Source organism: Halorubrum cibi (assembly GCF_900182635.1).
Classification (GTDB): Archaea; Halobacteriota; Halobacteria; order Halobacteriales; family Haloferacaceae; genus Halorubrum; species Halorubrum cibi.
In genome coordinates this window covers 78441-104610 of sequence record NZ_FXTD01000007.1, presented here as the reverse complement: position 1 = coordinate 104610, position 26170 = coordinate 78441, and the positions used below count along the sequence as shown (strand labels likewise).

Annotated in this window: 27 protein-coding genes and 1 pseudogene; 17 read left to right on the top strand and 11 right to left on the bottom strand. The window is 60.5% G+C overall.

From position 1 onward, the window contains the following. Positions 1-68: 68 nt before the first annotated feature. Both FN829_RS10360 and FN829_RS10355 read right to left on the bottom strand, forming a co-directional pair. Positions 69-704, bottom strand: coding sequence for an SOUL family heme-binding protein (locus tag FN829_RS10360; protein ID WP_185955739.1), 636 nt, complete (start codon positions 702-704; stop codon positions 69-71). Between the two features lie 80 nt (positions 705-784). Beyond that, the gene (locus tag FN829_RS10355; RefSeq protein ID WP_142986911.1) at positions 785-1114 is read right to left on the bottom strand and encodes a hypothetical protein; all 330 of its coding nucleotides are present in this window, start codon (positions 1112-1114) and stop codon (positions 785-787) included. 190 nt (positions 1115-1304) lie between these two features. Here FN829_RS10355 and FN829_RS10350 point away from each other — a divergent pair, with 190 nt between their 5' ends. Both FN829_RS10350 and FN829_RS10340 read left to right on the top strand, forming a co-directional pair. Continuing rightward, entirely contained in the window at positions 1305-1775 is a 471-nt protein-coding gene (locus FN829_RS10350; protein ID WP_142986910.1) for an FKBP-type peptidyl-prolyl cis-trans isomerase, read from the top strand. 603 nt (positions 1776-2378) lie between these two features. Further along, positions 2379-3320: a carbohydrate kinase family protein gene (locus FN829_RS10340; RefSeq protein WP_142986908.1), complete on the top strand. Its 942-nt coding sequence runs from the start codon at positions 2379-2381 to the stop codon at positions 3318-3320. Positions 3321-3349: 29 nt separating this feature from the next. On the opposite strand, the gene FN829_RS10335 is transcribed toward FN829_RS10340, so the two are convergent. Beyond that, on the bottom strand, positions 3350-4207 hold the full coding sequence (locus FN829_RS10335) for a CBS domain-containing protein (RefSeq protein WP_142986907.1): 858 nt from the start codon (positions 4205-4207) through the stop codon (positions 3350-3352). A gap of 117 nt (positions 4208-4324) precedes the next feature. Here FN829_RS10335 and FN829_RS10330 point away from each other — a divergent pair, with 117 nt between their 5' ends. The 6 genes from FN829_RS10330 (at position 4325) to FN829_RS10305 (ending at position 12623) form a co-directional block, all read left to right on the top strand. Then, on the top strand, positions 4325-4681 hold the full coding sequence (locus FN829_RS10330) for a hypothetical protein (RefSeq protein WP_142986906.1): 357 nt from the start codon (positions 4325-4327) through the stop codon (positions 4679-4681). A 54-nt stretch (positions 4682-4735) separates the two neighbouring features. Further along, positions 4736-5005, top strand: coding sequence for a hypothetical protein (locus FN829_RS10325; protein WP_142986905.1), 270 nt, complete (start codon positions 4736-4738; stop codon positions 5003-5005). Between the two features lie 173 nt (positions 5006-5178). After that, the gene (locus FN829_RS10320) at positions 5179-6495 is read left to right on the top strand and encodes a hypothetical protein (protein WP_142986904.1); all 1317 of its coding nucleotides are present in this window, start codon (positions 5179-5181) and stop codon (positions 6493-6495) included. Continuing rightward, entirely contained in the window at positions 6488-8752 is a 2265-nt protein-coding gene (locus FN829_RS10315) for a hypothetical protein (protein WP_142986903.1), read from the top strand. The genes FN829_RS10320 and FN829_RS10315 overlap by 8 nt, the downstream gene beginning before the upstream one ends. A gap of 1198 nt (positions 8753-9950) precedes the next feature. After that, on the top strand, positions 9951-12194 hold the full coding sequence (locus FN829_RS10310) for a PAS domain-containing protein (protein ID WP_142986902.1): 2244 nt from the start codon (positions 9951-9953) through the stop codon (positions 12192-12194). Positions 12195-12341: 147 nt separating this feature from the next. Next, positions 12342-12623 carry a helix-turn-helix transcriptional regulator gene (locus FN829_RS10305; RefSeq protein ID WP_142986996.1) on the top strand — a complete coding sequence of 94 codons (282 nt, stop codon included), beginning with the start codon at positions 12342-12344 and terminating at the stop codon, positions 12621-12623. 170 nt (positions 12624-12793) lie between these two features. Here the strand turns inward: FN829_RS10305 and FN829_RS10300 are convergent, their stop codons facing one another. Continuing rightward, the gene (locus FN829_RS10300; RefSeq protein ID WP_142986901.1) at positions 12794-13006 is read right to left on the bottom strand and encodes a hypothetical protein; all 213 of its coding nucleotides are present in this window, start codon (positions 13004-13006) and stop codon (positions 12794-12796) included. 81 nt (positions 13007-13087) lie between these two features. Between FN829_RS10300 and FN829_RS10295 the strand changes: the two are divergent. Beyond that, a pseudogene (locus FN829_RS10295) lies at positions 13088-13756 on the top strand (phosphoribosylamine--glycine ligase); the annotation flags it as partial. A 70-nt stretch (positions 13757-13826) separates the two neighbouring features. On the opposite strand, the gene ddh reads toward FN829_RS10295, so the two are convergent. From ddh to FN829_RS10265, 6 genes are all read right to left on the bottom strand, one after another. Continuing rightward, positions 13827-14801, bottom strand: a complete 975-nt coding sequence (gene ddh, locus FN829_RS10290; RefSeq protein ID WP_142986900.1) for a D-2-hydroxyacid dehydrogenase — start codon at positions 14799-14801, stop codon at positions 13827-13829. A gap of 140 nt (positions 14802-14941) precedes the next feature. Continuing rightward, a complete protein-coding gene (locus tag FN829_RS10285) occupies positions 14942-16150 on the bottom strand; it encodes a thiamine pyrophosphate-dependent dehydrogenase E1 component subunit alpha (protein ID WP_142986899.1) in 1209 nt (402 codons plus the stop codon). 22 nt (positions 16151-16172) lie between these two features. Beyond that, the gene (locus FN829_RS10280; protein WP_142986898.1) at positions 16173-16655 is read right to left on the bottom strand and encodes a hypothetical protein; all 483 of its coding nucleotides are present in this window, start codon (positions 16653-16655) and stop codon (positions 16173-16175) included. Between the two features lie 64 nt (positions 16656-16719). Further along, a complete protein-coding gene (locus tag FN829_RS10275) occupies positions 16720-17760 on the bottom strand; it encodes an NAD(P)-dependent alcohol dehydrogenase (protein ID WP_142986995.1) in 1041 nt (346 codons plus the stop codon). A gap of 94 nt (positions 17761-17854) precedes the next feature. Next, the gene (locus FN829_RS10270) at positions 17855-18568 is read right to left on the bottom strand and encodes a J domain-containing protein (protein WP_142986897.1); all 714 of its coding nucleotides are present in this window, start codon (positions 18566-18568) and stop codon (positions 17855-17857) included. 71 nt (positions 18569-18639) lie between these two features. Then, positions 18640-18897 carry an MTH865 family protein gene (locus FN829_RS10265; protein WP_142986896.1) on the bottom strand — a complete coding sequence of 86 codons (258 nt, stop codon included), beginning with the start codon at positions 18895-18897 and terminating at the stop codon, positions 18640-18642. 153 nt (positions 18898-19050) lie between these two features. On the opposite strand from FN829_RS10265, the gene FN829_RS10260 reads away from it, so the two are divergent. The 8 genes from FN829_RS10260 to FN829_RS10225 all read left to right on the top strand — a co-directional run bounded on the left by FN829_RS10260 (position 19051) and on the right by FN829_RS10225 (position 24242). Further along, positions 19051-20142, top strand: coding sequence for a M42 family metallopeptidase (locus tag FN829_RS10260; protein WP_142986895.1), 1092 nt, complete (start codon positions 19051-19053; stop codon positions 20140-20142). A gap of 108 nt (positions 20143-20250) precedes the next feature. Next, positions 20251-20532, top strand: coding sequence for a 50S ribosomal protein L44e (locus tag FN829_RS10255; RefSeq protein ID WP_142986894.1), 282 nt, complete (start codon positions 20251-20253; stop codon positions 20530-20532). Positions 20533-20534: 2 nt separating this feature from the next. Beyond that, positions 20535-20708: a 30S ribosomal protein S27e gene (locus tag FN829_RS10250; RefSeq protein ID WP_142986893.1), complete on the top strand. Its 174-nt coding sequence runs from the start codon at positions 20535-20537 to the stop codon at positions 20706-20708. Between the two features lie 17 nt (positions 20709-20725). Beyond that, a complete protein-coding gene (locus FN829_RS10245) occupies positions 20726-21526 on the top strand; it encodes a translation initiation factor IF-2 subunit alpha (protein WP_142986892.1) in 801 nt (266 codons plus the stop codon). Positions 21527-21559: 33 nt separating this feature from the next. After that, positions 21560-21742 carry an RNA-protein complex protein Nop10 gene (locus FN829_RS10240; RefSeq protein WP_142986891.1) on the top strand — a complete coding sequence of 61 codons (183 nt, stop codon included), beginning with the start codon at positions 21560-21562 and terminating at the stop codon, positions 21740-21742. Positions 21743-21837: 95 nt separating this feature from the next. After that, positions 21838-22593, top strand: coding sequence for a proteasome assembly chaperone family protein (locus tag FN829_RS10235; protein ID WP_142986890.1), 756 nt, complete (start codon positions 21838-21840; stop codon positions 22591-22593). A gap of 69 nt (positions 22594-22662) precedes the next feature. After that, on the top strand, positions 22663-23829 hold the full coding sequence (locus FN829_RS10230) for a thiolase domain-containing protein (RefSeq protein WP_142986889.1): 1167 nt from the start codon (positions 22663-22665) through the stop codon (positions 23827-23829). After that, positions 23826-24242, top strand: coding sequence for a Zn-ribbon domain-containing OB-fold protein (locus FN829_RS10225; protein WP_142986888.1), 417 nt, complete (start codon positions 23826-23828; stop codon positions 24240-24242). The genes FN829_RS10230 and FN829_RS10225 overlap by 4 nt, the downstream gene beginning before the upstream one ends. Positions 24243-24555: 313 nt before the next feature. Here FN829_RS10225 and FN829_RS10220 read toward each other — a convergent pair whose 3' ends face one another. After that, on the bottom strand, positions 24556-25887 hold the full coding sequence (locus tag FN829_RS10220) for an RNA-guided endonuclease InsQ/TnpB family protein (protein WP_142986994.1): 1332 nt from the start codon (positions 25885-25887) through the stop codon (positions 24556-24558). Positions 25888-26170: the final 283 nt, after the last annotated feature.

The following is a 26170-nucleotide window of genomic DNA, read 5'->3' as shown; positions in this document are numbered from 1 at the left end:
CTCTGTGCGCGCCCTTTCTCCCCCGCCTCAATGTACAGTTCAGAGCAGCGTTCTCACGTCACCCACCGTCACTCTCCCTCGACGACCTCTACCGCAACTTCATTTCGTCGCATAAACGGTGGTGTCCACGGGTCATTATACCGGAGAAGATAGGGATCGCCGTCCGGCTCGATATCTTCATCCTCAAGCGTAGCAAGCAGCTTCTCCGTCCGCCGTTCGACCCGCCACTCCGGCGCATACCACGAAAACTGGTCCACAGCGACCGTCTTCTGTGGTTCAGTGACGAGTGTAACAGCTGTGTCCGTCGGTTCCGGTGCCGTTTCAGGCGTGTACTCGGATGGCAGATAGAACGCCATCCGAATCGTCTCAGCGTCGGTCTCGGTTGCCTCTGATCGAACAGGAGCCGTCATCGCAATTGAGTCCCCAGATTGGGTTTCGACAGGGGCCGTCATCGAGATCGACTCATCCCCGTGGTTGGCTCCGGAGATGTACTCGAAGAGGCGTTGAAACGCGACCCGCTGCGTCGGTGCTGCCGTTTCAACAAGAACTGTCTGCGGATAGCGCCGAATCTCAGCGCCGTTAATGGTTCGTAGCTGCTCGTACGGGACTGACTCTGCCTTCTTAGTCGAGTAGAGTCCCCAACCAACCCAGCCGGCAAGTACCAAACCACCACCAACGAGTATCGTTTTCGTAATTGATCTCATACAGCACTATTGTCGTCTATCGTGATTAACGAACTGCCCAACAAGGTTGAGCTCTTTCGCTGTCCGACAAATATACTGCTCTATGCGTGATGACGGAGGATTGCTGTGATCTCTTCGGGATTCTGTGTGGGGTCAGTCCACTCATCAGTATCTGCGGATTCGATGTAGAGTTGGAGCATATGAGACCCTTCGAGGAGAAAGACGGATGCTCTCGTGTCCGGATCCGACTGATGTTCGAACGCCACCAAGAACCAGTCTTGCGTCCCGTCTTGTGCTATTTCGACGTCTGTCTCACCGACGTCCCATCCCGTCGGAATATCGACCTCGGAAAGAAGGGTATCACGCGTCTGCGCAGCCGCATCAGCGTCGGGATCCGTGAGACTCGATAGATGCTTCCGAAGTGCTGTCATACGATACCACTGAGTAGACTATTATGACGTGTATAGCTTGTGCATCAGGTCGGGATTCTGAGAGTTTGAGTCGTACGACTTCACCACATTGCTGGTGACGTGTTCGGTAGGAAGGTGACCTTATTTAGAACGCGCCAGACAGTCATCACTCAAGGACGTAGGCTTTCCGTCTAGGACTTCTTGTCCTCGTATGACGATTGCTACTGGCGATTCTGTGACGCTTGAGTACACGGGCCGACTCGACGACGAAACAGTGTTCGACACCTCCCGGCAGTCTGTCGCCGAGGAGACGGGCCTTGCCGAGGCCCAGCCCGAGCGAGAGTACACGCCGTTGACGGTCGAAATCGGTGCCGAGCAGGTCATCGAAGGGATGGAAGAGGGACTGATCGGCCTCGAAGCTGGGGAGACGGAAACGCTGACGATCCCGCCGGAGAAGGCGTACGGTGAGCCCACTGACGAGAATATTCAGGAGTTTGAAACCGAAGAACTCCGAGAGATGCTCGGCGGCCAGACGCCTGAAGAGGGTTCGTATCTCGAGGCCCAGAACGGGAGCCAAGGCGAAGTTATCCACGTCGACGAGGAGGTCGTCCGGGTGGACTTCAACCCACGCCTCGCCGGCGAAACGCTGACGTTCGACGTCGAAATCATCGACGTTAACTGAGATCGAACGGTGCCGGTGTCAGCGATCGGTGGTTTCGACAGGAACGGGGACTCAATTCCGCGTAACTTACCGGCGTGGCTCCCAATTGAAAGTATAGCTTGAGTATGGACAACGGAGACTCTCTCCAATCAGTGCCAGATTCCCTCCACAGGAATCAATTCATTCAGTGCGCTGCTTGCGAATCTGCCCTTCAATCACCAGGAAGAGAAAGTGTCTCGTTCCTCCTGCTCGACCAATTAACGATTCCTCTCCTTGGATGTGACAACCACCTCAAAGAATTCTGTTCTCTCTGTGGGCTGGCGACCGAGGGTCGCGCCCAACTTCTCAATCACCGCCCGGCCGGCGGGGTTAATTGTCCGAGTTGTCGTCACGCACCGCACAAGCCACAACAACCGGTCATCCCAGTTGGGAACGGTGGACTGGCGGTACTCGCATGCTCAACCCACCAGTCCGACATCTTCTCTCGATTCCGTACAGGCCTACAGGTACGACAGCATCTCACGTCCTCACTTGACGCGGCCTCTACTGACCCATGACGAACCACATACTGATCGTCGGTGATCGATTCGCGGAGGATGTCAAAGCCCTACTGCTAGGAGAACGATGAGCGATGATCACCAGGGTGTAGTGGTTGTCGGCGATACGACGATCGACCTCTATCCGGTGGACGGGACATCGATCACAACCGAAAGCCAGTTTGAGTGGCACATCGGCGGGACAGCGACGAACGTCGCACGGTGGGCGGCCTCCCTGGGCAGTGAGAGCAGCCTCGTGACGAACATCGGGACCGACGCTATGGGAGAGCTGGCTGCCCAGCATCTCACGGATAGCTTAGTGGACACGACACACGTGACGCGGGTTGATGCGACATCACCGCTCACGCTGTACGTTCCAACGGGAGACGACGAACAGTGGCACGCTTGGGTGGCCGGGAGTTGCTACGGCTTCACTCCCCCCACCGATCCGGCGACACTTGTGGCTCCATACGAGTGGGTCCATTTGGAAGGCGTCACGTTGCCGGTTGAGGTGAACCAGACTGCGGTTCGACAGCTCGCCGAGGCGGCCGCAGAAAGCGGGACCCACATCTCGTTCGATCTGAACGGACGTACGAACCAGTGGTCCACTCCTGACGCCTATCGACAGGCCCTCCGGGACGTGCTACAATACTGTGACCTGATCTTCGCCGGGACGGATGACCTCGCGGTGGCAGGCATCGATCGCACACCAGCGGGAGTACTCGAGCTGCTTCCGTCGAATCACTCCGCGATGGTGTTCATCACAGATGGGTCGGCAGCGACGACCGCATTGACAGTGGATGACGGCGAGATTACTGAGCAGGTGACCGCGACTCCGCCACCGACCACGGTCGCTACCACAGCCGGAGCTGGTGACGCGTTTGCTGGTGCAGTCCTCGCCGCACGGGACGACGGCATCTCGGATATCGAAGAGTTAGTGACGATCGGGAATACGGCTGGCGCGGCCGCAGTGGCAACAACCGGCCCGTTTGATGCTGATGACTCTGGTCCGGCAGATCATTTGCTTTAATTAGAGATTCGGATCGACACAGTCGTTCTTCAGAGAAATTGATCCGCCTGCTCTGAGCGTTCGAACCGATCCTCTACTGTCCCCGGAGCGCATCCGGCTTCTTGGAGATTGGTGAGAACCTGGTTGATATTTGTAAGCGTGGTAGACAGGTTCTCGGTCGTACGACCGCTATTGAGGAATCCATCGCTATCGGTATTTTCAACGAGGAGATTGGCGTGAGCGACGTCGTTCCGGAGGTCTGTGATCTCGTGAAGTCGAGAGTCGGCTTGCGCTGTCGTTGAGAACCCACAGGCTTGCCAACAGGCTTCGACGTTCGAGATGATGGTGTTTAGCGTAGAGAACTGTGCGTAGTGGATCTCCTCCAACTCAACGTTAGCAGCTTGTGCGTCTGTGTATCGGTCCTCGATGTCGTCGAGTTCATCAACGGAGACTGGCGTCTGTTTCCAATTGGGTGCGTGTTCGAGGATGAGTTCACGAAGGTGTTCTTCGAGGTAGGTGATGCGGTCGAACAGGTAGATGCGTACTGGGGCCGTGTTGAGATCGGCACGGGTCAGGATGCCAGTAATGCGACTGTGGCCGCCGAGGAAGTAAACCGGTTCCTCAATAAGCGCAGCAAGGACGTCCTCAAACGCGGTGTCTCCGCTCATCATGTAGTCAATTGTGAGCGGGGTGAGATGCTCCTCGAGTGTATCGCCGTCATCGTCAGCAGTGACGTCGTCTTCGTGGATGAACCCGACCGCGTCGCCCTGTCGTTCGATCGGCGCGGCGTCGTACCCGTTTGTTTCGAGCCACTCAGCAGCAGTACTTGGTGGTGTGTCGTATGAGAGGTGTTCGACAGAGCCTGTTGCGAGTTCAGCCGCTGTACAGTCGTAGAGGTCTCGGGACACATGGTCCGCTGTAGCGGGCGGGCTATTCAAACTGGGGAGCATGGCCCGTAGTGGGACAGATCACCATCTCATTCACCACAACGTTAATGTCCATAGAACATATATTTGTACATAGTTATGCTCAAAGGGCATTTTGAGTCAGCAGGGGCGAGTATCGAATTTGGGGCTGCTGACTACCTCTTTCCCGTGGATGAATTGAATGTGGCTGTCCACCAGTACCGGGATGCCCAACTCGCGCTCGACGATGTCGATGGAGAACGCGTGATTCTTGTCGCCCCGACGAACCTCGCATCGAGTTACCACCTTACCCAGCACGCGCTCACGGCGATTCCCATCGAGAGCCTGCCCTCTGCGATTCAGACGCGGCTCGCCGAGACGATCGACGCCTCGCTTGAGACGTTCGAGCTCATCCAAATCGGGAAGTGGAACAGTAGCAGTTCGAACCACTCACTGGCCGAGTTCACCGACGCCTGAACGTCGATTTGTCCGCGTATCGGAGCGACCCAATCCACCCCCAACACAACAACCATGACTGACACACTCGCCGCGGAGTATCCGGAGGCTGCCCCGTTCATCGAAGAAGCTGTCGACGAGCACGGCGAAGACTGGGTCTTGGAGAACTACTACAAGAAAATCTACCCGCTCAAGCAGGTGATGGCGGTCCCCGAGAAGGAGGAACTCCCGTTCTACGACGAAGCCGAACACGAGACGATCACGGAAGCGGAACGGACAGAGATGTACCAAGCATGGGGAGAGTATCGGGAGAACCTGCGGACTGGGACAAAGCCGGGAGAGTAACAGCAAGGACTGCTGGCTCGGGGAGCGTGACCCCATTTCCAATGATTCACTAAGGGCCTACAGACCCCTCAATCTATTTTTATAATTTTGCGGTTAGATAGACGGCACAGTAACAGAAGCGTAGCAATATCTCGGGGCAGACCTTTAAATTCGATCACAAATTTAGATTCAGTATGTGGAGCAATACGGAAAGAGAAGAGAACGGAGGAAACCAGAACGAGCAGCCGCAACTAACTGATTTTGTAGAGCGAACTTGCTCTGTCTGTGGCCGCAAGTACGGTGAGAACGAAACTCCTTGTCATTCCCCAGAAGTGGTCTCATTTGAGCGGCGGCTTACTGCGCAAAAATGGCTGCTCCCGAGACATCGATCTCCTGAGACACATATCACACCTCACGTTATGGGGAACGATGGCCTCTCATTCGAGCCTCTGTATCCGGCACTCAGATCATTAATTCAGACTGATTCGACAGGCTTCGGCGAATACTTTTCCAATACACCATACAACATTCGACCTCAAGAGTGGCTGGCGGAAGCGTTCCGCCAAGACCTACTGCTGAAACATGACGAATTGGTTCTCGGTCCCCTCGCAGGGATCAAAGCCAGCGAACAACGAATCAAACAAAAAAGAAAGGAGGTCACACCAGCGAGGGTGTTTGCCCACGTAGTGTTTCTCGATCAGTACGGGTTAATCCCGGGATACGGTGGACTTCGTCGCGGTTTCACAAAGGACCTGCGTGAGGTCTGTGCAAATCATTACGACGTACAACCGGACACTCTAGACTCGAAGTGGATAGTCAAGCGGCGTGTCGACCGCTCGAAAGTCTACAGTACGACGGCAGAGTTCAGGCAGATATGGGATGTCGAATTGGTCGATACGTATCCGGAGAACGCATCTCACCCGTACTCTGATTTCAAGCCATTCGATGGAAGGGCCATACTAGACGCCCATAGAGATCATAACCTCGTGGCCTGTCGGATGAAGACGCAATTACTCCGCTTGCCGAACGTTGACTGGGCGATCTCGCCACACCTCATCTACTCGCGCTCGGACTACGATTCCTCTAAAGAGACCTCGTCGAGTCTCCCCGTACTCGGATTTGATGTCGCAGGATTCGAATACACTACCGATGGTCAGCGACTCCGATACCTAGGAGTCGTCACAGAGTGGGAAGAGTCGCCATTCGAGACGTATCTACAGGCCGCTCAGATCGGGAAAACCGCAGCCACAGGTATCCTCGTTCTGCCGAACCGAGAGTCAATCTATGACTTTCTCCACTTCCTGAAGTGTAGCAAACTGACGGATTGCCCTGGGGTCTTCCCAGAGTCGAGAGAGAAATACCGGTCGCTTCCGAACGTACAGAAATTACACGAACAACTCATTCGACAGATTCCCCTCCTCGATGGGATGGCACTTCTCCCTCGACGGAGATTCCTCGATGAAGGAGTCGATACGCTAAACGACCTAGTCTCAGTCCCAACCTATGCTTGAGATACCAGACCGGCACCTCGACGTACAACGCGCAACTCTCCTCCCGTTAGACTGTACGCGAAGGCAGCTGCGGCAACTCTTCGCGTTATTTGATGATACTGGCGAGGGATTTGGAAAGCGCCTCGATGAGTATGGTGTGGAGGCGTTGAAAGCAAAGAATGGAATTAAGACACACCCCAATATCGACTCATTTCACGAAATCGCCACGTTCGCCGCGATAACCGCTCTTCGTGTCGAATTTGCGGATCCACTCCGCGGGACACATGAGTATGAGCAGTATCCTGAGCATAGTTCTGAACGCAGGATGATGACACGACCATTCCGGAATTCTCCTGGGCTGTCTTTCACGGTGGAACACGTTCGAGAACAATACGTGTATGATGTACTGTATGCGTTTCAAAATCTGATTCCGGGCCCATTACAACGTGAGATCGTAGCGATACTGCTGGTACCGGATTCAGAACAGGCCTCGTCGAGCCCAGTCCTCGCTGCCCGAACATACCAATCGAATCATATATCTGTGGGATCACAACAATCCCTGTACGAGGATCGCGTGATTCAATGTGATGATGGTTACAAAATCCCGTTGAGCCACGTGAGTGCGAGGAGTTTCATTGGACCACTTGATCATCCACTATTCTTCCCAAAGTCTAATTTTGACGACCTCCCACCACTCACCAGACAGCGTGACTATCTCTTCGTTCCTGACGATGTGGTCTTAATGCGTCTTGCTAATTATGCGTATTACGGGTGGTACCGACTAGCCAACCTTGCTTATGCAATCTTTTCTAAAAACGACATTCAGCAATATGTCGATATCACACCCCAAGTCCGATCATGGATTCGACGCGAGTTGAAATACAGAAAAACGCAAGCTTATGGCACCCATTACGGCTCGGATTCGGACAATCCATTAGTTGATCCGGATACCAAGGATCCGTTTCCTCGGCCAGACAAGCGCCTCGTCACAGTTGCCGACACCATTCGTGCGAGTTCAGCACTCAATTTCAACGAATCAATACCTCTCACAACCCTGTTTGATGAGATCTGTCAGTTCTTTCCTTCGCCTGATCGACCTGGTAACGACATCGAAAATAAACAAACACTCGAAAACGCATTAGACGCTGCGATTGACGATGGTTTCACGGCTTCTAACTCGGGAGACGCGTATGAAGTACCTGCCCCGAAATTTACTCCATTTTATCCGCGAATAAAGACACTTCCTTGGGAGCGATACAGACACGAACTCGTTATATTGAGAGAGATGGACGTTGGCCTTCCCTCGTCAGACGCAATTCGAGTGGGCCTTTCCGATTTGGATCGACCGTTCCAATCCGAAGAATATGCTAGTGCCATCCAAGACGCACATCGAGCCGCTGCGTGCGAAATGGGCTCCGAATTTAGGGAGGTGAAAGATGTTCAACCACTCACCGATTCATTCGAGATTGAGGACATATCGGCTGCCGAGGCACTCTTTCTCACACGTATCGGGTTAGCAATGGAGCGACGGATCGGTTTGTATTCACTAACGCAGAGCATGGCGTCATTCCGAGACCAACCTGACGGGTCGAAACTTGATGTTGATGTGGATCGGCTCAAAAGCCTCGGCTTGCTCTCTCAGCCGAATACTCCTCAAACATATTACTCGGTGCCGTGGAAAGTCCGTAAGCAGCTCGGAATTCCGAACGTCAGCAACGACGGCTGGGGCGAACGATCGCCTTCAGAAAATACGCTACATAGAGTCGGGATTGACCTCGTTGCGCTCTTTGTTGCTTCTCGGTCTGATGTTGACCGCGTTGTTCGATACTGTGATGTCTGGCGGCTACAGCCGACTACCTGTTGGGACAACGTATCACATCTATCGAAGAAACGTCTAGACGTCGTGGGATTCTCTCAGGGCGAACCAGTCGTCGTTGCCGAAGTCGAAACGGAATCCGGTGATACAGATGGAGCCCAGGGAACAGTCGAGAAACTCGCCGCGTTTCCCGATCGCATTGATCGGTACTTCGTCACACCGAACGGGAAACACCTCCCGGCGATTCTATCACGACTTTCTGCGATCGAACAGTTTGACATTGATGTCAGTAGGCGAAAGAAGGACGGATATCGACCGTCTGAAGTTCGGACTCAACTTGCTGAAAGCGGTGCTCTTGGTGATGCTTTCGATTTTCTTCTCACGTACCGCAACTTGCGGAGAAAGCTTCCGAATCCGCCCAGCAAAAGCATGGACATCAGCCTCATAGTTGGTGCGATTTGAACGAATACCTCAAATAATATATTGTTTTAGATGAGATTGCGGGCAGTATTAAACCAACTTAGAATCAGTCTTAGCTGATTTACTGCTCTTTCAGGCAGTTCTATTGATTATTGGTCGATAGGCTTTTTTTAGACTCTCTAAGTAGCGCTTAGCACATTTTTCCAAATTACGGCCGAATTTGGTGCGGTTGATAGCTGAGACGCACCCCAAAATCGCATGAGATGTGATTAAATCTGCTAAGAATATACCTCCATCCTCAGCTGAACCAGAATTATCCGAATATTCCCCGCTATAATGTCCCGGGGATAGGTAGTCTTGTGACCGGTTTCGGAAGCGGCTGAAGGTGGTATGGAGGTTGGCGCAGAGTTATTTGATTTTTTATGTTATGTGTGAAGCGCTTGATTCCCATACCGACGGTGGAAACTGAGTCCGAAACGAGCGGTACACGTCGGAACGTTGGGGGCGCTCAGTTTTGGAGTGATCCCTTGTTTTTGTTTTGTTCGAATCGATGAGATTCTACGACCCTCCGTCAGATGGTCTGCCAATATTAGTATTCAACAATATCAGTTACTGTTTGTGTGGCTCTGTTGAAATCCCATTCTTCAGATAGATTCTCACCTGAAACAGCCGGTCGCTGAAGAGTGCTTACTGTCCACTGTCGCCGGCGGTCCCGTTGAAGTCCGATGTCGTCTACTTCGTCGACTGAACTGGCTGGTTGACGGAGCGTGCGGGCCAGGAAACGTGGTAATAGCAGTTACTACGCGAAGTCCCATCTCAGAAGACCGGAAGAAATTCGTGTGTTCTAGCGGAATTATTACTCATGCCCTCCGAGATCGTCGATCATTCGGCTCGGACACTCGCAGTCCAAATTGGCTTCTGGATGTTCGTCGTTGCTGTGGTTGCGAGCGCTGTCGGATACGGGAACTCTGTCACTGTGGCCGGTATTGCCTTCGGTAGTGCGATCTTGGCTAGCGCGGTCGTCTTGGAAATCACCGAAGCATATCGAGCGACAGACTAACCGCGCAAATCGATGCGTGTATCAACTGTATTGACCGCAACGGGGCAGAATATATCAACTACTGAGGGTTTCAACAGAGCCGTTTGTGTTTAGTTCACAAAGATGTACTGCGGAAACCCACGACTTCTGTCCCAGGTCACTCACAGAAAGAATATTTAGCAAGGTAACAGACACTCGCCCATGCATCTTCTCTGCGTCGATGACGAGGCAGATTTCTTAGATCTCACAGCCACGTATTTACAACGGAACCTCCCTACAGCGACAATTCATACTGCGACTCGTGTCGCCGACGCGCGCGAAATCATCGAAACCGAGCCGATTGTGTGTGTGGTGAGTGATTATGAAATGCCGGAGCAGAATGGGCTTGAGTTCCTCCACACGGTTCGTGAAACCCACTCGGACCTACCGTTTATTCTCTTTACTGGGAAGGGCTCAGAAGAAATCGCCAGCGAAGCCATCTCTGCCGGTGTGACTGATTATCTACAGAAACGAGGCCCAGAACAGTACGATCGACTCGCCACACGCATCCGCCACGCAGTTGCTGAGTACCAAACGAAACGTGACCTGCGAGAACGCGTGAAGGAACTCACTGCGATTCAAACAATCAGCGATGTCCTTGTCGACAGTGACGGTCAGTCAGAAGGACAGCTCCAACAAGTTGTCACACATCTTCCACAGTCGCTACAGTTTCCTGAGGAAGCCGTAGCGTCGCTCACCATCGATGAAACTGAGTTCACCTCTCCGGAGTACGAACCACCGGTCGAACAGTTCACAGTCCACGATGTGACCACCGCCGGCAACGAAGTTACGCTGACAATTGGTTACACGACTAACGCTTTGACTGAGGCGGACAGCGATGTGTTTCTCCCGGAAGAAAAGGAATTGCTTACCACCATTCTACAGCTCGTCACAGCGTACCTTGATCGGCGACACGTACTCTCGGATCTACAAGAGGCAGACCGTCGTCTCAACCTCATCCTCAAAAATACGACCGCGGTGATGTATCTGAAAGATACAGAGGGGCGGTACGTGTTTGTGAATGCTGAATATGAGCGCTTGTTCGACGTCGATACGGAGGACCTCGTCGGTCAGTATGATGAGGACATCCACCCACCCGAAGTAGCAGAGACTGTCCAAGCGAACGATCTCCGTGTGCTTGAGACAGGCGAACCACTTGAAGTTGAAGAGCAGATTACGGTGGATGGTAACGACCGGACGTATCTCTCATTGAAAGTCCCGGTGTTGGATACTGCTGGCGAAGCCGAGGGTGTGTTCGGCGTGTCCACGGAGATTACTGAACGCAAAAAACGAGAACAACAACTCGAAGGGCTCAATCGGGCCATTCCGCGGCTATTGTCAGCAGAGACGGTCGAAGAAGTCGCTGAACGTGGCGTTATTGCCGCACGCGAGATTTTAGACCTCCAAGCAAACGCAATTCATCTGTACGATGCGGAAAGCGAAACATTGGCTCCGGTTGCGTACACTGATGGTGTTCTAGAGCTCATCGGCGAGCCGCCGACATTCAGCAAGGGGGAGAGCATCGCCTGGCGGGTCTTCGAAGACGGAACTGCGACAGCGGTTGATGATGTACAGAGTGATTCAGATATCTATAACCCAGAATCACCGATCCGCAGCGAGTTACATCTCCCACTGGGTGAGTACGGGATTTTGATGGCCGGATCACCGACCCCCTCAAATTTCGATACCCAAGATGTGACTGTCGGAGAGATACTGGCCAGTCACATTACCACTGCGCTCTCTCAGGTCACCACCGAACAGACGTTACGTGAGCGAGAATCTGAATTAGAAGCGCAAAACGAGCGACTCGAACAGTTCGCCAGTATGGTCTCACACGATCTCCGAAACCCGTTGTCTGTTGCGACCGGAAACCTCGAGTTATACCGAGAGACCGAGGATAAATCAAACCTTGAGACGGTCGAAACGTCTCTCACTCGAATCCAAGACCTTGTAACCGACCTTACTACACTCGCACGTCATGACACTCCTGCGGAAACACACGAGCCGGTGTCGGTACATGAGATAGCCCGCGATGCGTGGGAGTTGACCGAGACGCGGTCAGCAACGCTGTCGACGGAACCGTGTACAGTGACCGGCGACCCCAGTCAGTTCATGGCACTCTTCGAGAATTTGTTCCGGAATGCGGTCGGACACGGTGGTGAAGACGTCACCGTTCGCGTCGGTCCACTCGAACACGGCTTCTATGTCGAAGATACCGGTGAGGGAATTCCACCTGAAGAACGTGATTCCGTGTTTGATCATGGCTACACAACCGGGTACAGCGGAAGCGGGGTCGGACTCACGATTGTCTCACGTATCGCCCAAGCTCACAACTGGGATATCACCCTCACGGACAGTTCGGAAGGCGGTGCGCGATTTGAATTCCGATCAACAGATTCGAGCTAGTTCTGTTTCGTACAGCCGCACTTAGGTTCTGAACCAGCTGAATTCCACGAGATAGTTTTCCGGAGTGAACAGTTCGACAGACCTAATATCAGAATCTCGTTTCGGAGATCAGTAGTATTTCAAATCATGAATACGAAAGCTGGTGATATGTATGATCTCACTGGCTTTCAGCGCGACTTACTGTACGTAATCGCCGGCCTTGATGATCCGCACGGGCTCGCAATCAAGGACGAACTTGAGAACTACTACGAAAAGGAGATCCACCATGGTCGTCTCTATCCAAATCTCGACACGCTGGTTGAGAAGGGACTTGTCGAGAAAAGTCAACGCGATAGACGGACCAACGAGTACACTACCACACGACGGGGGGCTAGAGAGATTCAGGCGCGAGCTGAATGGGAAAGTGAGTACATCGACCACAGCGCCTGATCAAGTCGCCACAGTCGAGGACCTGAATCCGAACTGCCTCTTCTGAAACAGGAAGCTTTCTCTGAAGGCACAATAGCCTACTGAAAGACGATCTACTCCATCTCTTTTGATTGTAGCGGACTCACGAATCACTCAACACAGGGTACTCACTCATCGATCGGTACCGTAGATTATGCTTCGAGTTTGTCTGTTACCGTTTCGAAGAGACGGTCTGTCCACGCTGGGAAGACGAGAGCAGCGAGGGTTCCAACGATGACACCAGCAACAATTCCCTGTGTGATATCTTGGAGAACTGTCGTTCCGAGTGCCGCACCGAACGTCACTCCAACTAGTATTGCGAAAACGACCCGTCCTCCCCTAGTGTCGTCGGAATCCTCAGACATCTGTCTCGGAGAAATCTCCGAGAGGCAAAAATAACCCGGGGCAGCGTCGCATGGTCTAAATTGTATAATAGATCTTGGAAATACGAGCACAAGAAACTATTTCCGGGAAACATCGGTCCCTCGACCGGTGAGATGGGGACCTCGATGTTCTGGGCGGGCCAGAACAAACTCTTCAAAGAGACCTTCGGGAAGATCGAGGGCTGGCTCGCCGACCAGGGCTACGTCGGGAGCATCGACATCAACTGTATCGTCAACGAGAACGGGATCTACCCGCTGGAGTTCACGCCGCGGTTCGGGTACCCGACCATTGCGCTTCAAGAGGAGTCGATCGAATCCTCCACCGGCGAGTTCTTCTACGATCTCGCACACGGCAACGATCCGGAGGTCGACGTTCACAACGGCTACCAGATCGCCGTCCGAGTCGTCCTCCCCCCGTTCCCGTTCGACGACGAGAAGACGTACGACGAGAACTCCCGGAACGCGGCCGTGGTGTTCGAGACGGGGAGCCGTGAGGGGGTCCACCTCGAGGACGCGAAGAACGTCGACGGCCAGTGGCGCGTCGCCGGCGACAACGGCATGCCCGTCGTCGTGACCGGTAAGGGCGACACGATGGGGGCGGCGCGCGAGCAGGCGTACGATCGCATCGACGAGATCGTGATGCCCAACATGTACTACCGAGATGACATCGGCGAGCGCTGGATCGACGGCGACGGGGACCGGCTCCAGGCCTGGGGATATCTCGGGCCGTGATCGCCTCTCGTGGGCGATCGTCATCGACACGTCGAGTTCCGCGGATCGCCGGCAGTCGCCGGGCGACAGTTCACACCACCTGATTCACGAACGGCTCTCCGGCCACCGCCCGTCGGCGGTTCTCTCGGACGACGTCGGCGATCCGCCGGTAGTAGTCTCGGGTCGCCGCCGCGGCGTGCGGCGTGACGATCACGTCGTCCAGTTCCCAGAGGGGAGACTCCTCGGGCAGCGGCTCCGTCTCGAAGACGTCGAGGGCCGCGCCCGCGAGCCGGTCGTTCTCGAGTTCCTCGAGCAGCGCCGTCTCGTCGACGACGCCGCCGCGGGAGACGTTCAACAGGTAGCCGGACTCGGGCATCGCCGCCAGCACGTCGGCTCCGATCAGTCCCCGCGTCTCCTCGGTTAGCGGCGTGGCGACCGCGACGAACCGCGCGTCCTCGACGGCGCTCTCGATCTCGTTCGGCGTGTACACTTCTCTCACGTGATCGACGGGGGTCGGCGTCCGCCGCACGCCGACGACGTCCATCCCGCAGGCGTCGGCGCGGGCGGCGATCCCCCGGCCGAGCGTCCCGAGGCCGACGACGCAGAGCGACTCGCCGGAGAGCGTGAATGGCTCGTCCCACTCCGGATGCGCCCACTCGCGTTCGCGTCCGCGGTCCCGGTAGCGGTGGAGCCGGCGGGCGAACTGGATCATGTAGCCGAGAACGGTCTCGCCGACGGCGTCGCCGTGGATCCCGGTGCTGTTCGTGAGCCGGATCCCCCGCGACTCGAGTTCGTCGAAGGGGAACCGGTCGACGCCAGCCTGGATGGAGTGGATCCACGAGAGCCCCGAGGTGAGGAACGCGTCCTCGTACGCGAAGGTCACCAGCGCGTCGCAGGCCTCGAGCTCCGCCCCGGATCCGACGACTCGAACCTCGGAGCCGTCGATCGAGTCGGCGTCGCTCGACTCTACGTCACCCGAGTCGGCGTTCGGTTCGAGGGCGTCACGGAGGACGGTCGGCGGAAAGATCAGGTCCACGGACTCGTGAACTCCGAGAGTGAACGGCATGTAACCGGCTACCGACAGCGGGAACAAATAGGTTGCTCCGGCGGCGATGGACCGTTCAGCGTAGTTGACATCCTCTCCGCGCCGAAGCGCGAGGCGTGCTCCTCGATTCTCCGTGATCGAACTTCAACAGCGCCCCGTGCTCACTCGCCCGCGTCGAACGCCCCCTCGCCGTGTTCCTCGACCGCCGCGAGCAGCTCGTCGCGCTGCCGGCGGATCTCGGGCGGGAGGTCGGCGTACGCGTGATCGAACATCGCGGCCGGGTCGGGTTCGACCGCCTCCGCGGCGTCGATCGCCTCGGCGACGACGTCGTCGGCGCGGTCGCGGGCCGCCGCCACGCCCTCGTCGTCGATCCGGCCCGTCTCCCGGAGGAACGTCTCCATGCGATCGATCGGGTCGATCGCCCGCCAGGGGTCGACCGCGTCGTCGTCGCGGTAGGCGGTGGGGTCGTCGGCGGTGGTGTGCGCGCCGTAGCGGTACTCGACGAACTCGACGAGGACCGGGCGAGTCGGGGGAGCGCCGGAACTCGTCTCGCCGTCCGCACCCCGCCCGGATCCGCCGCCCGCGTCCCGCCCGGATCCGCCGCCGCGAGCGCGCTCGGCCGCCTCCCGCGTGACGGCGTAGCTCGCGAGCGGGTCCATCCCGTCGACGCGGACGCCCTCGAAGCCGTAGGCGGTCGCCTTCGCCGCGAGCGTCGCGCTCGCGGTCTGACGCTCGCGCGGAACCGAGATGGCCCAGCCGTTGTTGTGACAACAGAAGAGGGTCGGCGTGTCGAAGACGCCGGCGAAGTTCAGCGCCTCGTGGAAGTCGCCCTCGCTCGTCGCGCCGTCGCCGAAGTGACACGCCGCGACGCGGTCCTCCCCGCGGAGGTCGAACGCCCACGACGCCCCCACCGCGTGCGGGAGGTGCGCCGCGATCCCGATGTTGAGCGGGAACACGTTGCCCTCGGCGATCGCCTCCGTCCCGGACTCGTGACCCATCCAGTACGGGAGGTACTCGGCGAGCAGGTCACGGACGACGACCGCGCCGTGCTCGCGGTACTGGTAGCTGATCAGGTCGCGTTCCTCGAGCGCGTGAGTCGACCCGACCGCCGATCCCTCCTGTCCGGCACAGGGGGCGTACGTCCCCATCCGCCCCTGCCGCTGGAGGCTGACGGCGCGCTCGTCGAACCGCCGGGTGGTGACCATGTCGCGGTAGATCGCACGGAACCGGTCGTCCGAGAGGTCCGGTACGGTCGCGTCCGGGAGCGGTCGCCCGTCCGGGCCGAGCACGCGGTAGACGTCCTCGTCGGCGAGGGGATCCACGGAGGCGTCGGCGGCGGCATCGACGGAGGCGTCGTCGCTCTCGTCCATGTTCGTCCGGTGTGTTCCGTGATCACAAGGAGTTAGCGGTCGCGGCGGAGTCCGACCGCCTCCCGCTCCGCCGACGGACGTACGCGAACGGGAGGCCGACGAGGACTCCCGCGAGCGCCGTCATCCCGAGCACGAACCCGACGAGAAGCGGCACGGGACCGGCCGTGAGCATCTCGACGCCCCAGACGGACACGAACCGGACGGTCCACACCGCCCCGGTCGAGAGCGCCGTAAGGAGCCCGAACGCGGCCCCGGCCGGATACGTGTAGGCGCCGCGTCGCTCGACGAGCGCCCACCAGATCCCCGCGCCGGCGACGAGCGCGGGGCTCGCGAGGAGGAGCATGGAGAGCGTCGGCGGCAGCCCGATCACCTCGGCAAAGAGCCCGAGCACGTCGGAAAGGAGGACCGCCGTCAGCGCGGCACAGCCGAACGCGTAGACGCCGGCGAGAAGCGACCAGCGTTGCGACGGCGAGAGCCGAGAGACCAGCGGAACGACGACGTCCATACGCGAACGTCACGGACGCGACGTATAGCTCTGTTCGAGAGTGAAGTTCCGATTTGAGCCTTCCTCAGGGCGTTATCACGGCCCGGCCGTCGATCTCGCCGTGTTCGAGCTTCTCGGCGACGGCGTTGACCTCGTCCAGGTCGTACCGGCTGGTGTGGAGGTCGACATCGCCCTGCTCGACGAGCGCAACGAGCTCCTGGAGCTCCGCGTAGCGGCCGACGATGTTCCCGACGAAGGAGAACTCGCCGTTCACTAAGGCCTGCGCCGGCTCGTGGACGTGCCCGCCGTAGCCGATGATATGGTGGTCGCCGCCGGCGGCGGTGACGTCGGGCGCGTACGCCGTGGTCACGTCCTCGCCGACGAAGTCGAGGACCTGCGCCGCGCCCGTGCCGTCCGTGATCCCGTCTATCTCCGCGCGCACGTCCTCGTCGACCGGGTTGACGAGGTGATCCGCGCCGTACCGGTCCGCCAACTCGAGCGCGGACTCCTTCACGTCGACCGCGGTGACCCGGGCGGCGCTCATCGCGTCGAGGCACTGGAGGCCGATGTGGCCCAGCCCGCCGACGCCGATCACGACCGCGTGGTCGCCGGGGTTCAACTCGGCCACCGCCTTCTTCGCGGCGTGGTACGCCGTGATCCCCGCGTCGGCGTGCGGGGCGATGTCGATCGGGCTGACGCCGTCGGGCAGCGGGATCACGGAGCGCTCGCTCGTGTGGAGGTAGTCGGCGAATCCGCCGTCGGTGGTTAACCCGTTGAACGCGTCGTTCTCGCAGTACATCGTCTCGCCGAGCCGACAGGGTCGACAGGTGCCGCACGTCTGGACCGGGTGGCAGATCACGGGGTCGCCCGGCTCGACGAGGCCCACGTCTTCGCCCGTCTCGACGACCGTCCCGGCGTTCTCGTGGCCCAAGGTCATCGGGAGCTCCTGCGGGACGTACTCCGCCCACATTCCCTCGATGATGTGGTTGTCAGTCTGACACCACCCGGCGCCCTCGACCTCGACTATCACGTCGCTCGGACCGGTCGCCGTCGGACGGTCGACCTCGTCGATCGAGAGGCCCTCCGTCATGTCGTCGGTGTACTCGTGGAGTCTGGCTGCTTGTATGTGGTGTGAGATGACGTATCTATCATCATAAACGTTCGTTCGTGACGGATCGGTGAACGCGATGAACCGGCGTCTCGGCGGTCGCGTGGTCGTCTCAGCGTCCGGATCCGTACCCGCTCCGGCGGGCCTCCCGGCCGGAGCGGTCGGCCCGACCGGATCGATCGGTCGGTCCGGATCGGTCGGACCCGCTCGCTCCGCCGTCCGCGTGGTCACTGGCGGTCGCGTACGCCTCCTGGACCCGGCGGAACGCCTCCTCGTCGCCGCCGCGGTCCGGGTGTGTCTCCTTGACGCGCTCGCGGTAGGCGCGCTTCACCGCGTCGGCGTCGGCGTCGGTGGAGAGTCCGAGCTCCGCGTACGCGTCGGCGACGTGATCGTTCCGTCGAGGACGATCGGGGCCGGTATCCCAGTCGGGCTCGGTCACGTCGAACGGGAGTCGGCGGCCGAGCCCGCGGCCGGGCATCTCGTGTTCACACAACACGGCGCGCACGTTCTCCCCCTCGAGCCGGAAGTAGTCGTGCGCATCGAAGGTGACGACGACCCCGCGTGCCGGGAGATAGAAGGGGACGACCACCCCGGCGACCGTGTGCTCCTCGAGGAACCGCTCGCCGATCGCCGTCAGGTACGCGCGGATCTCCCCGCGACGGCGCGCGTCGCCGCTCGGCGTCTCGGTCCCAGCGGTCGACGCCTTCTCCGGGAACAGGCGGTGTCCGAGGTAGAAGACGATCGCGACGACGACGCTCGCGGCGATACCGAGGGCGACCCCCACGAGAACCCACTGCGGGACGACGCCGATGGCGGCCACGGTCACGGAGGTGGTAACGGCCGCGTGCGTATCAACCTCTCGCCGGCGGGGAGCCCCGGACTGCGGCCGCGATCGACTCAGATCAGGTCCTTCGACTCGAGCGCCTCGAGGACGTCGTCGACGAGTTCCTCGGCGGTGTCGTACGGGAAGTCCTGGTCGCTGCCGAGCTTGGCGGCGAGCTCCATCGCCGTGAAGCTCACGTCGCCCGCCTCGAACTTCGTCGCCGGGCCGTCCGGCAGCGCCGGAACGAGGTCCATCTGGTTCTGTACGGGGAAGTCGGCGCCGCCGAACGCGTCCATGAACTGTTCGCGGAGTTCCGCCTTGACGTCGGTCATGCCCCCACCTCTCCGGAGGGACCGCAAAAGCGTTGTGGAACAACGATAAAACGGTTCATCGTTCTCGACACGGGAGTCCACGAGAGCCGGACCCCACGGCGGACGACGACCGGATCCTACGGTACTTTGACCGTGGCGGCGCTGGAGTCACGCATGTCCGCCACGTCCGGCGACGACCCGTTCGACGGTGACGACTCGCTCGATTCCGACCTGCTGTACGAACTCACCGAGGCCCGCGGGGTTCCGGGGTACGAGGACCGCGTCCGCGAGATCGTTCGCCACGAGCTCGCCGACTCGGTCGACCGCGTCCGCACGGACGCGATGGGCAACGTCGTCGGCACGATCGAGGGCGCAGCGAACCCGGACTACTCGGTCGCGGTCGCGGCCCACATGGACGAGATCGGATTCATGGTCCGCCACGTCGACGACGAGGGATTCGTCCGAATCGACGCGCTCGGGGGGTTCGATCCGCGCGTGCTGCGGGCCCAGCGCGTGACCGTCCACGGCGAGCGGGACCTCACGGGCGTCATCGGCTCCGTGCCGCCGCACACTCTCACCGACGAGCAGCGCGAGGCGGACGAGGAGGTGTCGGACGTCTTCATCGACCTCGGCCGCGACGCCGACGCGGTCGCCGACCTGGTGAGCGTCGGCGACCTCGTCACGCTCGACCAGACGACGACGCGGATGGGCGACTGCGTGACCGGGAAGGCGCTCGACGACCGTGTCTGCCTGTTCGCTGCCCTCACGGCCGCGCGCCGGATCGACGACCCGGACGTCACGATCCACTTCGCCGCGACGGTTCAAGAGGAGGTCGGGCTCCGCGGCGCGCACGCGCTCGGCGTCGACGTCGACCCGGACCTGGCGATCGCGTTGGACGTAACCGTCGCCAACGACGTCCCGCAGATCGGCGAGGCGGCCGACGCGGTGACGAGCCTCGGAGACGGGGCGGCGATCAAGCTCAAGGACTCCTCCGTGATCACGAGCCCGAAGGTCCACCGGCGGCTGACCGAGGTCGCGGAGTCGAACGACATCGACCACCAACACGAGGTGCTGCCGGCGGGCGGCACCGACACCGCCGGCTTCCAGACGCCGGGCGGCGCGAAGCCGGTCGGCGCGATCTCGGTCCCCACGCGGTACCTCCATACGGTGACGGAGACGGCGAACGTCCGAGACGTCGCGGCGACGGTCGACCTGCTGACGGCGTTCCTGGAGTCGGAGACGGGCGAGCACGATTACACGCTATGAACTGATCGGACCGTCGAGGCCGGAGCCGACCTGCCTCCGTCTGCCGTCCACGCCAGACCAAACCCGTTTTAAGCGTCGGCGTCGAACCGGCTCCCAAGGTAGATATCCATGGAAATGCCACGCCGCTTCAATACGTACTGCCCTCACTGTGACTCCCATCAGGAGCACGAGGTCGAGAAGGTCCGATCGGGTCGTGCGACCGGCATGAAACGCGACGCGCGACAGCGACGCCGCGCGCTCGCGACGATCGGCAACGCCGGCGGGTACTCGAAGGTGCCCGGTGGAGACAAGCCCACCAAGAAGACGCACCTGAACTACCGCTGTAGCGACTGCGGGAAGGCCCACATGCGCGAGGGATGGCGCGCGGGCCGGCTCACGTTCCAGGAGTGATCATGGCGGGAAGCTTCCACCGCGTGCGCTGTGCGGACTGTGAGAACGAACAAGTCGTCTTCGGCAAGGCGTCCTCGGTCGTGTCGTGTGCCGTCTGCGGCACCACGCTCGCGACCCCGACCGGCGGGGAGGCCGAGCTTGCCGGCGACGTCGTCGAAACCGTTGAGGCGCGGTAACCGCCTCGCCCCCCATCATGAAGTACAGCGGCTGGCCCGAACCCGGTGAGCTCGTCGTCGGCGAGATCGACGAGATCGCCGACTTCGGCGTCTTCGTCGATCTCGACCAGTACGAGGAGAAACGCGGCCTGTGTCACATCAGCGAGGTCGCCTCCGGCTGGATCAAGAACGTCCGCGACCACGTCCGCGAGGGACAGACCGTCGTCGCGAAGGTGCTGGAGGTCGACCAGTCCTCCAACCAGATCGATCTCTCGATCAAGGACGTCAACGAACACCAGCGCAAGGAGACGATACAGGACTGGAAGAACGAGCGCAAGGCCGACAACTGGATGCTCATCGCGCTCGGCGAGGAGGTCGACGACGACCGGTACACCGCGGTCGCGAACGCGCTCCTCCGCGAGTACGACTCGCTGTACGACGCCTTCGAGTCGTCCGCCATTCGCGGGCTCGAGGCGCTCGAGGACGTGGACGTCGACGACGACGCGGCGGAGGCGATCGTCGACGCGGCCCGCGAGAACGTCTCGGTCCCGTACGTCGATGTCACCGGCTACGTCGACCTCGAGTCGGCCGCCGCCGACGGCGTCGACGACGTCAAGGCCGCCCTGGAGGCGGCCGAGGGGAACGGCGAGATCCCCGACGGCGTCGAGCTCGACGTGGGCTACGTCGGCTCGCCGGAGTACCGGATCAAGGTTCGTGCCCCCGACTACAAGACGGCCGAGGACGAACTCGAGGCCGCCGCGGGGCGCGCCCGCGAGGCGATCGAGTCCGCCGGCGGCGTCGGGTCGTTCCACCGCGATCGGCGCGAGGACGACGAGTAACTCGCGGCGTCGATTCCCCACTACACCTCACCCGTGCGCTCCGACATCCGCGTCTGTTCCGACTGGGAAGCCGCCCACGACCGCCCGGTGTACACGCTCGGCGACCGCTGCCCGGAGTGCGGCTCCCCCGCCGAGAACAGCGCGCCCGCCCCGTTCGACCCGACTGACCGGTACGGCGAGTACCGCCGTCGGGCGCGCTCGAACGGACCCGAGTGAGGCGGGTACGCGGGGGCCGAAACGTCCCGACTCGCTCCCGACTCGTGATCCCCGAATAGCCACCCTCTTGTGACCGCCGCCCGCACGTTCGCCGTATGGACGACATCGAGATCGACGAGGTGGCCACGCCGGAGCTCGACGACCCGGTACTGATCGAGGGGCTCCCGGGCGTCGGCCACGTGGGGAAGCTCGCGGCCGAACACCTCCTCGAGGAGTTCGACGGCGAACTCGTCCGGCGGGTGTACGCCACGGAGTTCCCGCCGCAGGTGAGCGTCGACGGCGAGGACGGGGTCGCGGAGCTCACCTGCGCGGAGTTTCACGCCGTCGAGACCGACGGTACCGACCTCCTCGTGTTGACCGGCGACCACCAGGCGGGGTCGAACGCGGGACACTACCGACTCACCTCGACGTTCCTCGACGTCGCGGAGTCGTTCGGCGCGAAACGCGCGTTCGCGCTCGGCGGCGTGCCGACGGGCGAACTCGTCGAGGAGTACACGGTACTCGGGGCGGTCTCCGAGGCGGCGCTCGCGGACGACCTCCGCGAGGCCGGCGTGGAGTTCCGTCCCGACGAGCCGGCGGGCGGGATCGTCGGCGTCTCCGGGCTCGTGCTCGGGCTCGGCGGCCGTCGCGGGTTCGAGGCGGCCTGCCTGATGGGCGAGACGAGCGGCTACCTCGTCGATCCGAAGAGCGCGCGAGCGGTCCTCGAGGTCCTCGAGGGTCGTCTCGGGTTCGAACTCGGCTACGACTCCCTCGAGGACCGAGCCGAGGAGATGGAGGAGGTCGTCGGCAAGATCCGCGAGATGCAGGACGGCCCGGCGGTCCCCGACGACGACCTGCGGTACATCGGGTAGCCCCGTTTTCCGTCCCCGCGGTCCCCGCTTCCGGCAGAGCTAAACGCGGTCACCGGTCATCGATCGTGTATGACCGAGGTACGCGTCGCAGGCGTCGGACTCACGCGGTTCGGGAGCCACCCCGAGCGGACCGGCCGGGACCTGTTCGCGGAGGCGGCCGACCGCGCGTTCGCGGACGCCGGCGTCGACCGAAACGCCGTCGAGGAACTGAACTACGGCAACTTCATGGGCGCGCTCGCGGAGCACCAGGGCCACCAGGCCCCGCTGATGGCGGAGGCGGCGGGCGTCCGCTGTCCGGCCACCCGCTACGAGTCGGCGTGCGCGTCCGCGGGCGTCGCGGTCCGCGAGGCGGTCCGGACGGTGGCGGCGGGCGACGCCGACGTCGTCGTCGCCGGCGGGATGGAGCGGATGACGAACCTCGACACCGAGGGGGCCACGGAGGGACTGGCGATAGCGGCGGACGACCTCTTCGAGGTGCGGGCCGGCGTCACGTTCCCCGGCGCGTACGCGCTGATGGCCCGCGCCTACTTCGAGGCGCACGGCGGGAGCCGCGAGGACCTCGCACACGTCGCCTCGAAGAACCACGAGAACGCGCTCCCGAACGAGTACGCGCAGTTCCGCACCGAGGTGTCGGTCGAGGAGGCGCTCGACTCCCCGCCGATCGCGGAGCCGCTCCACCTCTACGACGCCTGCCCGATCACCGACGGCGCGAGCGCGCTCGTGTTGGTCTCGGAGGAGTACGCCGCCGAGAACGACGTGGACGCGCCCGTCGCCGTGACCGGCACCGGCCAGGGAACGGACCGGATGGCGCTCGCCGACCGGACCGACCTCGCCGCGACGCCCGCGGCCGTCGACGCCGCGACCGCCGCCTACGACGACGCCGGTATCGGGCCGGCCGACGTCGACCTCGCGGAGGTCCACGACTGTTTCACGATCGCGGAGGTGCTCGCGATCGAGTCGCTCGGGCTCGCCGAACCGGGCGAGGGGATCGCCGCCGCCCGCGACGGCCACACGACCGCCGACGGCGACCTGCCGGTGAACCTCTCCGGCGGGCTGAAGGCGAAGGGTCATCCCGTCGGCGCGACCGGCGGGTCGCAGATCGCCGAGGTGACGCGGCTGCTTCGCGGCGATCACCCGAACAGCGAGCACGTCCCGGACGCCGAGGTAGGCGTCGCCCACAACGCGGGCGGGACGGTCGCGAGCGCCGTCGTCCACGTGCTGGAGGTGGCGGAATGACCGCCCGAGACGAGGGGTACGACGAGTGGATCGACGCGCTCTCGGAGGGCGCGGGCTACGCGCTCGTCTGTCCCGAGGGCCACGGCTCGCTGCCGCCGCGGCGCGTGTGTCCGGAGTGCGGGTCATCTCCGCTCTCGGAGGAGCCGCTTCCCGGCTCGGGGACGGTCGAGACGTTCACTGTCGTCCACGTTCCCTCGCCGCGCTTTTCCGACGACGCGCCGTACGTCACCGCCGTCGCCCGGTTCGGACCGGTTCGGCTGACGGGGATCGTTCGGGGGGTCGACGGCGACGGCGATGTCGATGCCGATGGCGACGGCGACGCGATCGAGGTCGGAGAGACGGTCGAGGTCGACGTGGGCGAGCGAGAGACCGACGGCGGGCGAATCGTCACGTTCCGGCCGGTCGAGTCCTAACGCGGGCAGTGGACATGACGGAGCGGATCGTCGATCGGCGCACCGAACGGGTCGGCTCAGTCTTCGACGACGAGTTCCGTTGAAATCGCTTCTTCGGATGCTGTTCGTGGGTGGAACACACCGTATCTTTGGTACCATCTGCCGAATTAATTGTACAGATCGGTTACTGAATCCAGGAATCAATCCACGGAGGCCCTGCCGAAATCATCGGCAGATGATGCGCTCGTGTTTTTTCCAAGATTAGAGAGGATTGACATCCTCCCGCGCCTGAAGACGCGGGAATCCCACGGCACCGCGCCGCTGAGTTGGGATATTAGGGTTCGCGGGTCACGACTTGTTCTCGTGGGGCGAAAACACCCTCACTACGGTCGAACAGGTGAACCGCTGGCTGTGCCAACCAGCCGTTATCCCTATCACCGTCCCCAGAACGCTTCGCGTTCTGGTGTGCGGACGAGACGCGATGCGTCTCGTCAACGCCATCTGTGGAGAGACTCGGGAGTACCTTTTGTCGAATGTTCTCCGCACCATTCACGTCCGCATTCGCAACCGTATCGCACTTCTCACACACGTACAGTCCGCGTTCGACGCGTTGGTCATCATCGGTGTAACCACACGCCGAACACGACTTCGACGTATCCCGTTCAGACACCAACTCCACCTCGACACCTTCGGCTTCCGCCTTGTAGTCGAGTAGCGTCGTGAAACGGTCGAACGCCCACCCGTGCAAGTCGAGATTGCCGTGGTCGCCCCAATTTCGAGACTTACCGTTCTCATTGTCCTCGCGGATGCCGCCAAGGTCGCCAACCACAACCGTTCCGACACCACGTTCAGCACACTCTTCGACGATTGCTTTCGAGAGGCCGTGTAAGAAGTGCGTCCGACGACCCCTCCGCTTGCGGTCGAGACGAGTTACTTCACGAGACGAGGAATCGTCGCACTTGGCTTTCTTTTTCGTGAAGTAGTATTCGTCCTCTTTGAGTGCGCCACCGGGATACAACACGGATTCACCGCCGAACGAGACAGCGGCGAAGTTACATATCCCGAGGTCAACACCTGCCACTTCATCGCCCGGCGGTTCCGGGTCGATAGCGGTGCGACAGACGAATTGGAGTCGCCACTCGTCGCGCTTGTAGACCGCACGAACCTGTTGAATGTCCCACTCGGTCAGGTCAATATCCGGGCGAGTCTGGTACTCGCACAGGATGAAGTCTGAGCGGTGTTCTTTGAGGTTTCGACCTTTTGAGAGGCGGACACGGGTGAACTGTGCGTCGTGCTTGAAGCCAGCCGCTTTGAACGACACAGTTGAACGCGGGTGGGCGTCTCCGTTTTTGCGGTAGCCGGGCGGTCGGGCACGGTCATCGCCGTTCCGACGCTTTCCGAACCAGCCGTTGAACGCTTCAGCGAGTTCTTCGAGAACGCGCTGACTGGACTGAGAATGTAAGTCCGTGTAGCGTTCATGACTTTTGAGTTCGGCTTTGAGTTCCCCGTCATCGGGAATCCCGCCCGTTTCGTCCCACTGTTCTTGTGCGTAGTAGCGACCGACGTTCCAGAGTTTTGAGGCGGCCCATCCGAGCTGGTCGAGGTTGTCACGAACCTGTTGCTGGTTCGTGATTGTGGCCTCAAAGGTTCGGACGGTTCGACTCATTTCTGACTTCATAACTGGTTATGCGTGCTGTTTTATTAATAGTGTCGATTGGCGTGGAATATCCGGCCCTGCTATCGACGGTGGATTGGGTAGGAGTTGTCGGATTCATCCTGCGCCTAAAGGCGCAGGTATTCTCCTCGAATCTCTATAATCAGTCCACGGTACGGTGGCGCGCCACCGGGTGGCCGGAGGGAACGAGGAGCCCGCGAGGAGACCAGGGAGGCGCGAGGTGCGGAAGCTGTGCGGCGTGGAGAGGGCCTTCAAAGGGACAGTCGGGAGCTCT

Coding starts and splice junctions, on each gene's coding strand:
- FN829_RS10355 (WP_142986911.1), bottom strand. CDS start 1,114: ATGACAGCACTTCGGAAGCATCTATCGAGTCTCACGGATCCCGACGCT.
- FN829_RS10320 (WP_142986904.1), top strand. CDS start 5,179: ATGTGGAGCAATACGGAAAGAGAAGAGAACGGAGGAAACCAGAACGAG.
- FN829_RS10255 (WP_142986894.1), top strand. CDS start 20,251: ATGGAAATGCCACGCCGCTTCAATACGTACTGCCCTCACTGTGACTCC.
- FN829_RS10260 (WP_142986895.1), top strand. CDS start 19,051: ATGTCCGCCACGTCCGGCGACGACCCGTTCGACGGTGACGACTCGCTC.
- FN829_RS10360 (WP_185955739.1), bottom strand. CDS start 704: ATGAGATCAATTACGAAAACGATACTCGTTGGTGGTGGTTTGGTACTT.
- FN829_RS10225 (WP_142986888.1), top strand. CDS start 23,826: ATGACCGCCCGAGACGAGGGGTACGACGAGTGGATCGACGCGCTCTCG.
- FN829_RS10220 (WP_142986994.1), bottom strand. CDS start 25,887: ATGAGTCGAACCGTCCGAACCTTTGAGGCCACAATCACGAACCAGCAA.
- FN829_RS10235 (WP_142986890.1), top strand. CDS start 21,838: ATGGACGACATCGAGATCGACGAGGTGGCCACGCCGGAGCTCGACGAC.
- FN829_RS10230 (WP_142986889.1), top strand. CDS start 22,663: ATGACCGAGGTACGCGTCGCAGGCGTCGGACTCACGCGGTTCGGGAGC.
- FN829_RS10350 (WP_142986910.1), top strand. CDS start 1,305: ATGACGATTGCTACTGGCGATTCTGTGACGCTTGAGTACACGGGCCGA.
- FN829_RS10300 (WP_142986901.1), bottom strand. CDS start 13,006: ATGTCTGAGGATTCCGACGACACTAGGGGAGGACGGGTCGTTTTCGCA.
- ddh (WP_142986900.1), bottom strand. CDS start 14,801: ATGCCGTTCACTCTCGGAGTTCACGAGTCCGTGGACCTGATCTTTCCG.
- FN829_RS10325 (WP_142986905.1), top strand. CDS start 4,736: ATGACTGACACACTCGCCGCGGAGTATCCGGAGGCTGCCCCGTTCATC.
- FN829_RS10310 (WP_142986902.1), top strand. CDS start 9,951: ATGCATCTTCTCTGCGTCGATGACGAGGCAGATTTCTTAGATCTCACA.
- FN829_RS10315 (WP_142986903.1), top strand. CDS start 6,488: ATGCTTGAGATACCAGACCGGCACCTCGACGTACAACGCGCAACTCTC.
- FN829_RS10280 (WP_142986898.1), bottom strand. CDS start 16,655: ATGGACGTCGTCGTTCCGCTGGTCTCTCGGCTCTCGCCGTCGCAACGC.
- FN829_RS10265 (WP_142986896.1), bottom strand. CDS start 18,897: ATGACCGACGTCAAGGCGGAACTCCGCGAACAGTTCATGGACGCGTTC.
- FN829_RS10340 (WP_142986908.1), top strand. CDS start 2,379: ATGAGCGATGATCACCAGGGTGTAGTGGTTGTCGGCGATACGACGATC.
- FN829_RS10285 (WP_142986899.1), bottom strand. CDS start 16,150: ATGGACGAGAGCGACGACGCCTCCGTCGATGCCGCCGCCGACGCCTCC.
- FN829_RS10250 (WP_142986893.1), top strand. CDS start 20,535: ATGGCGGGAAGCTTCCACCGCGTGCGCTGTGCGGACTGTGAGAACGAA.
- FN829_RS10245 (WP_142986892.1), top strand. CDS start 20,726: ATGAAGTACAGCGGCTGGCCCGAACCCGGTGAGCTCGTCGTCGGCGAG.
- FN829_RS10305 (WP_142986996.1), top strand. CDS start 12,342: ATGTATGATCTCACTGGCTTTCAGCGCGACTTACTGTACGTAATCGCC.
- FN829_RS10330 (WP_142986906.1), top strand. CDS start 4,325: ATGCTCAAAGGGCATTTTGAGTCAGCAGGGGCGAGTATCGAATTTGGG.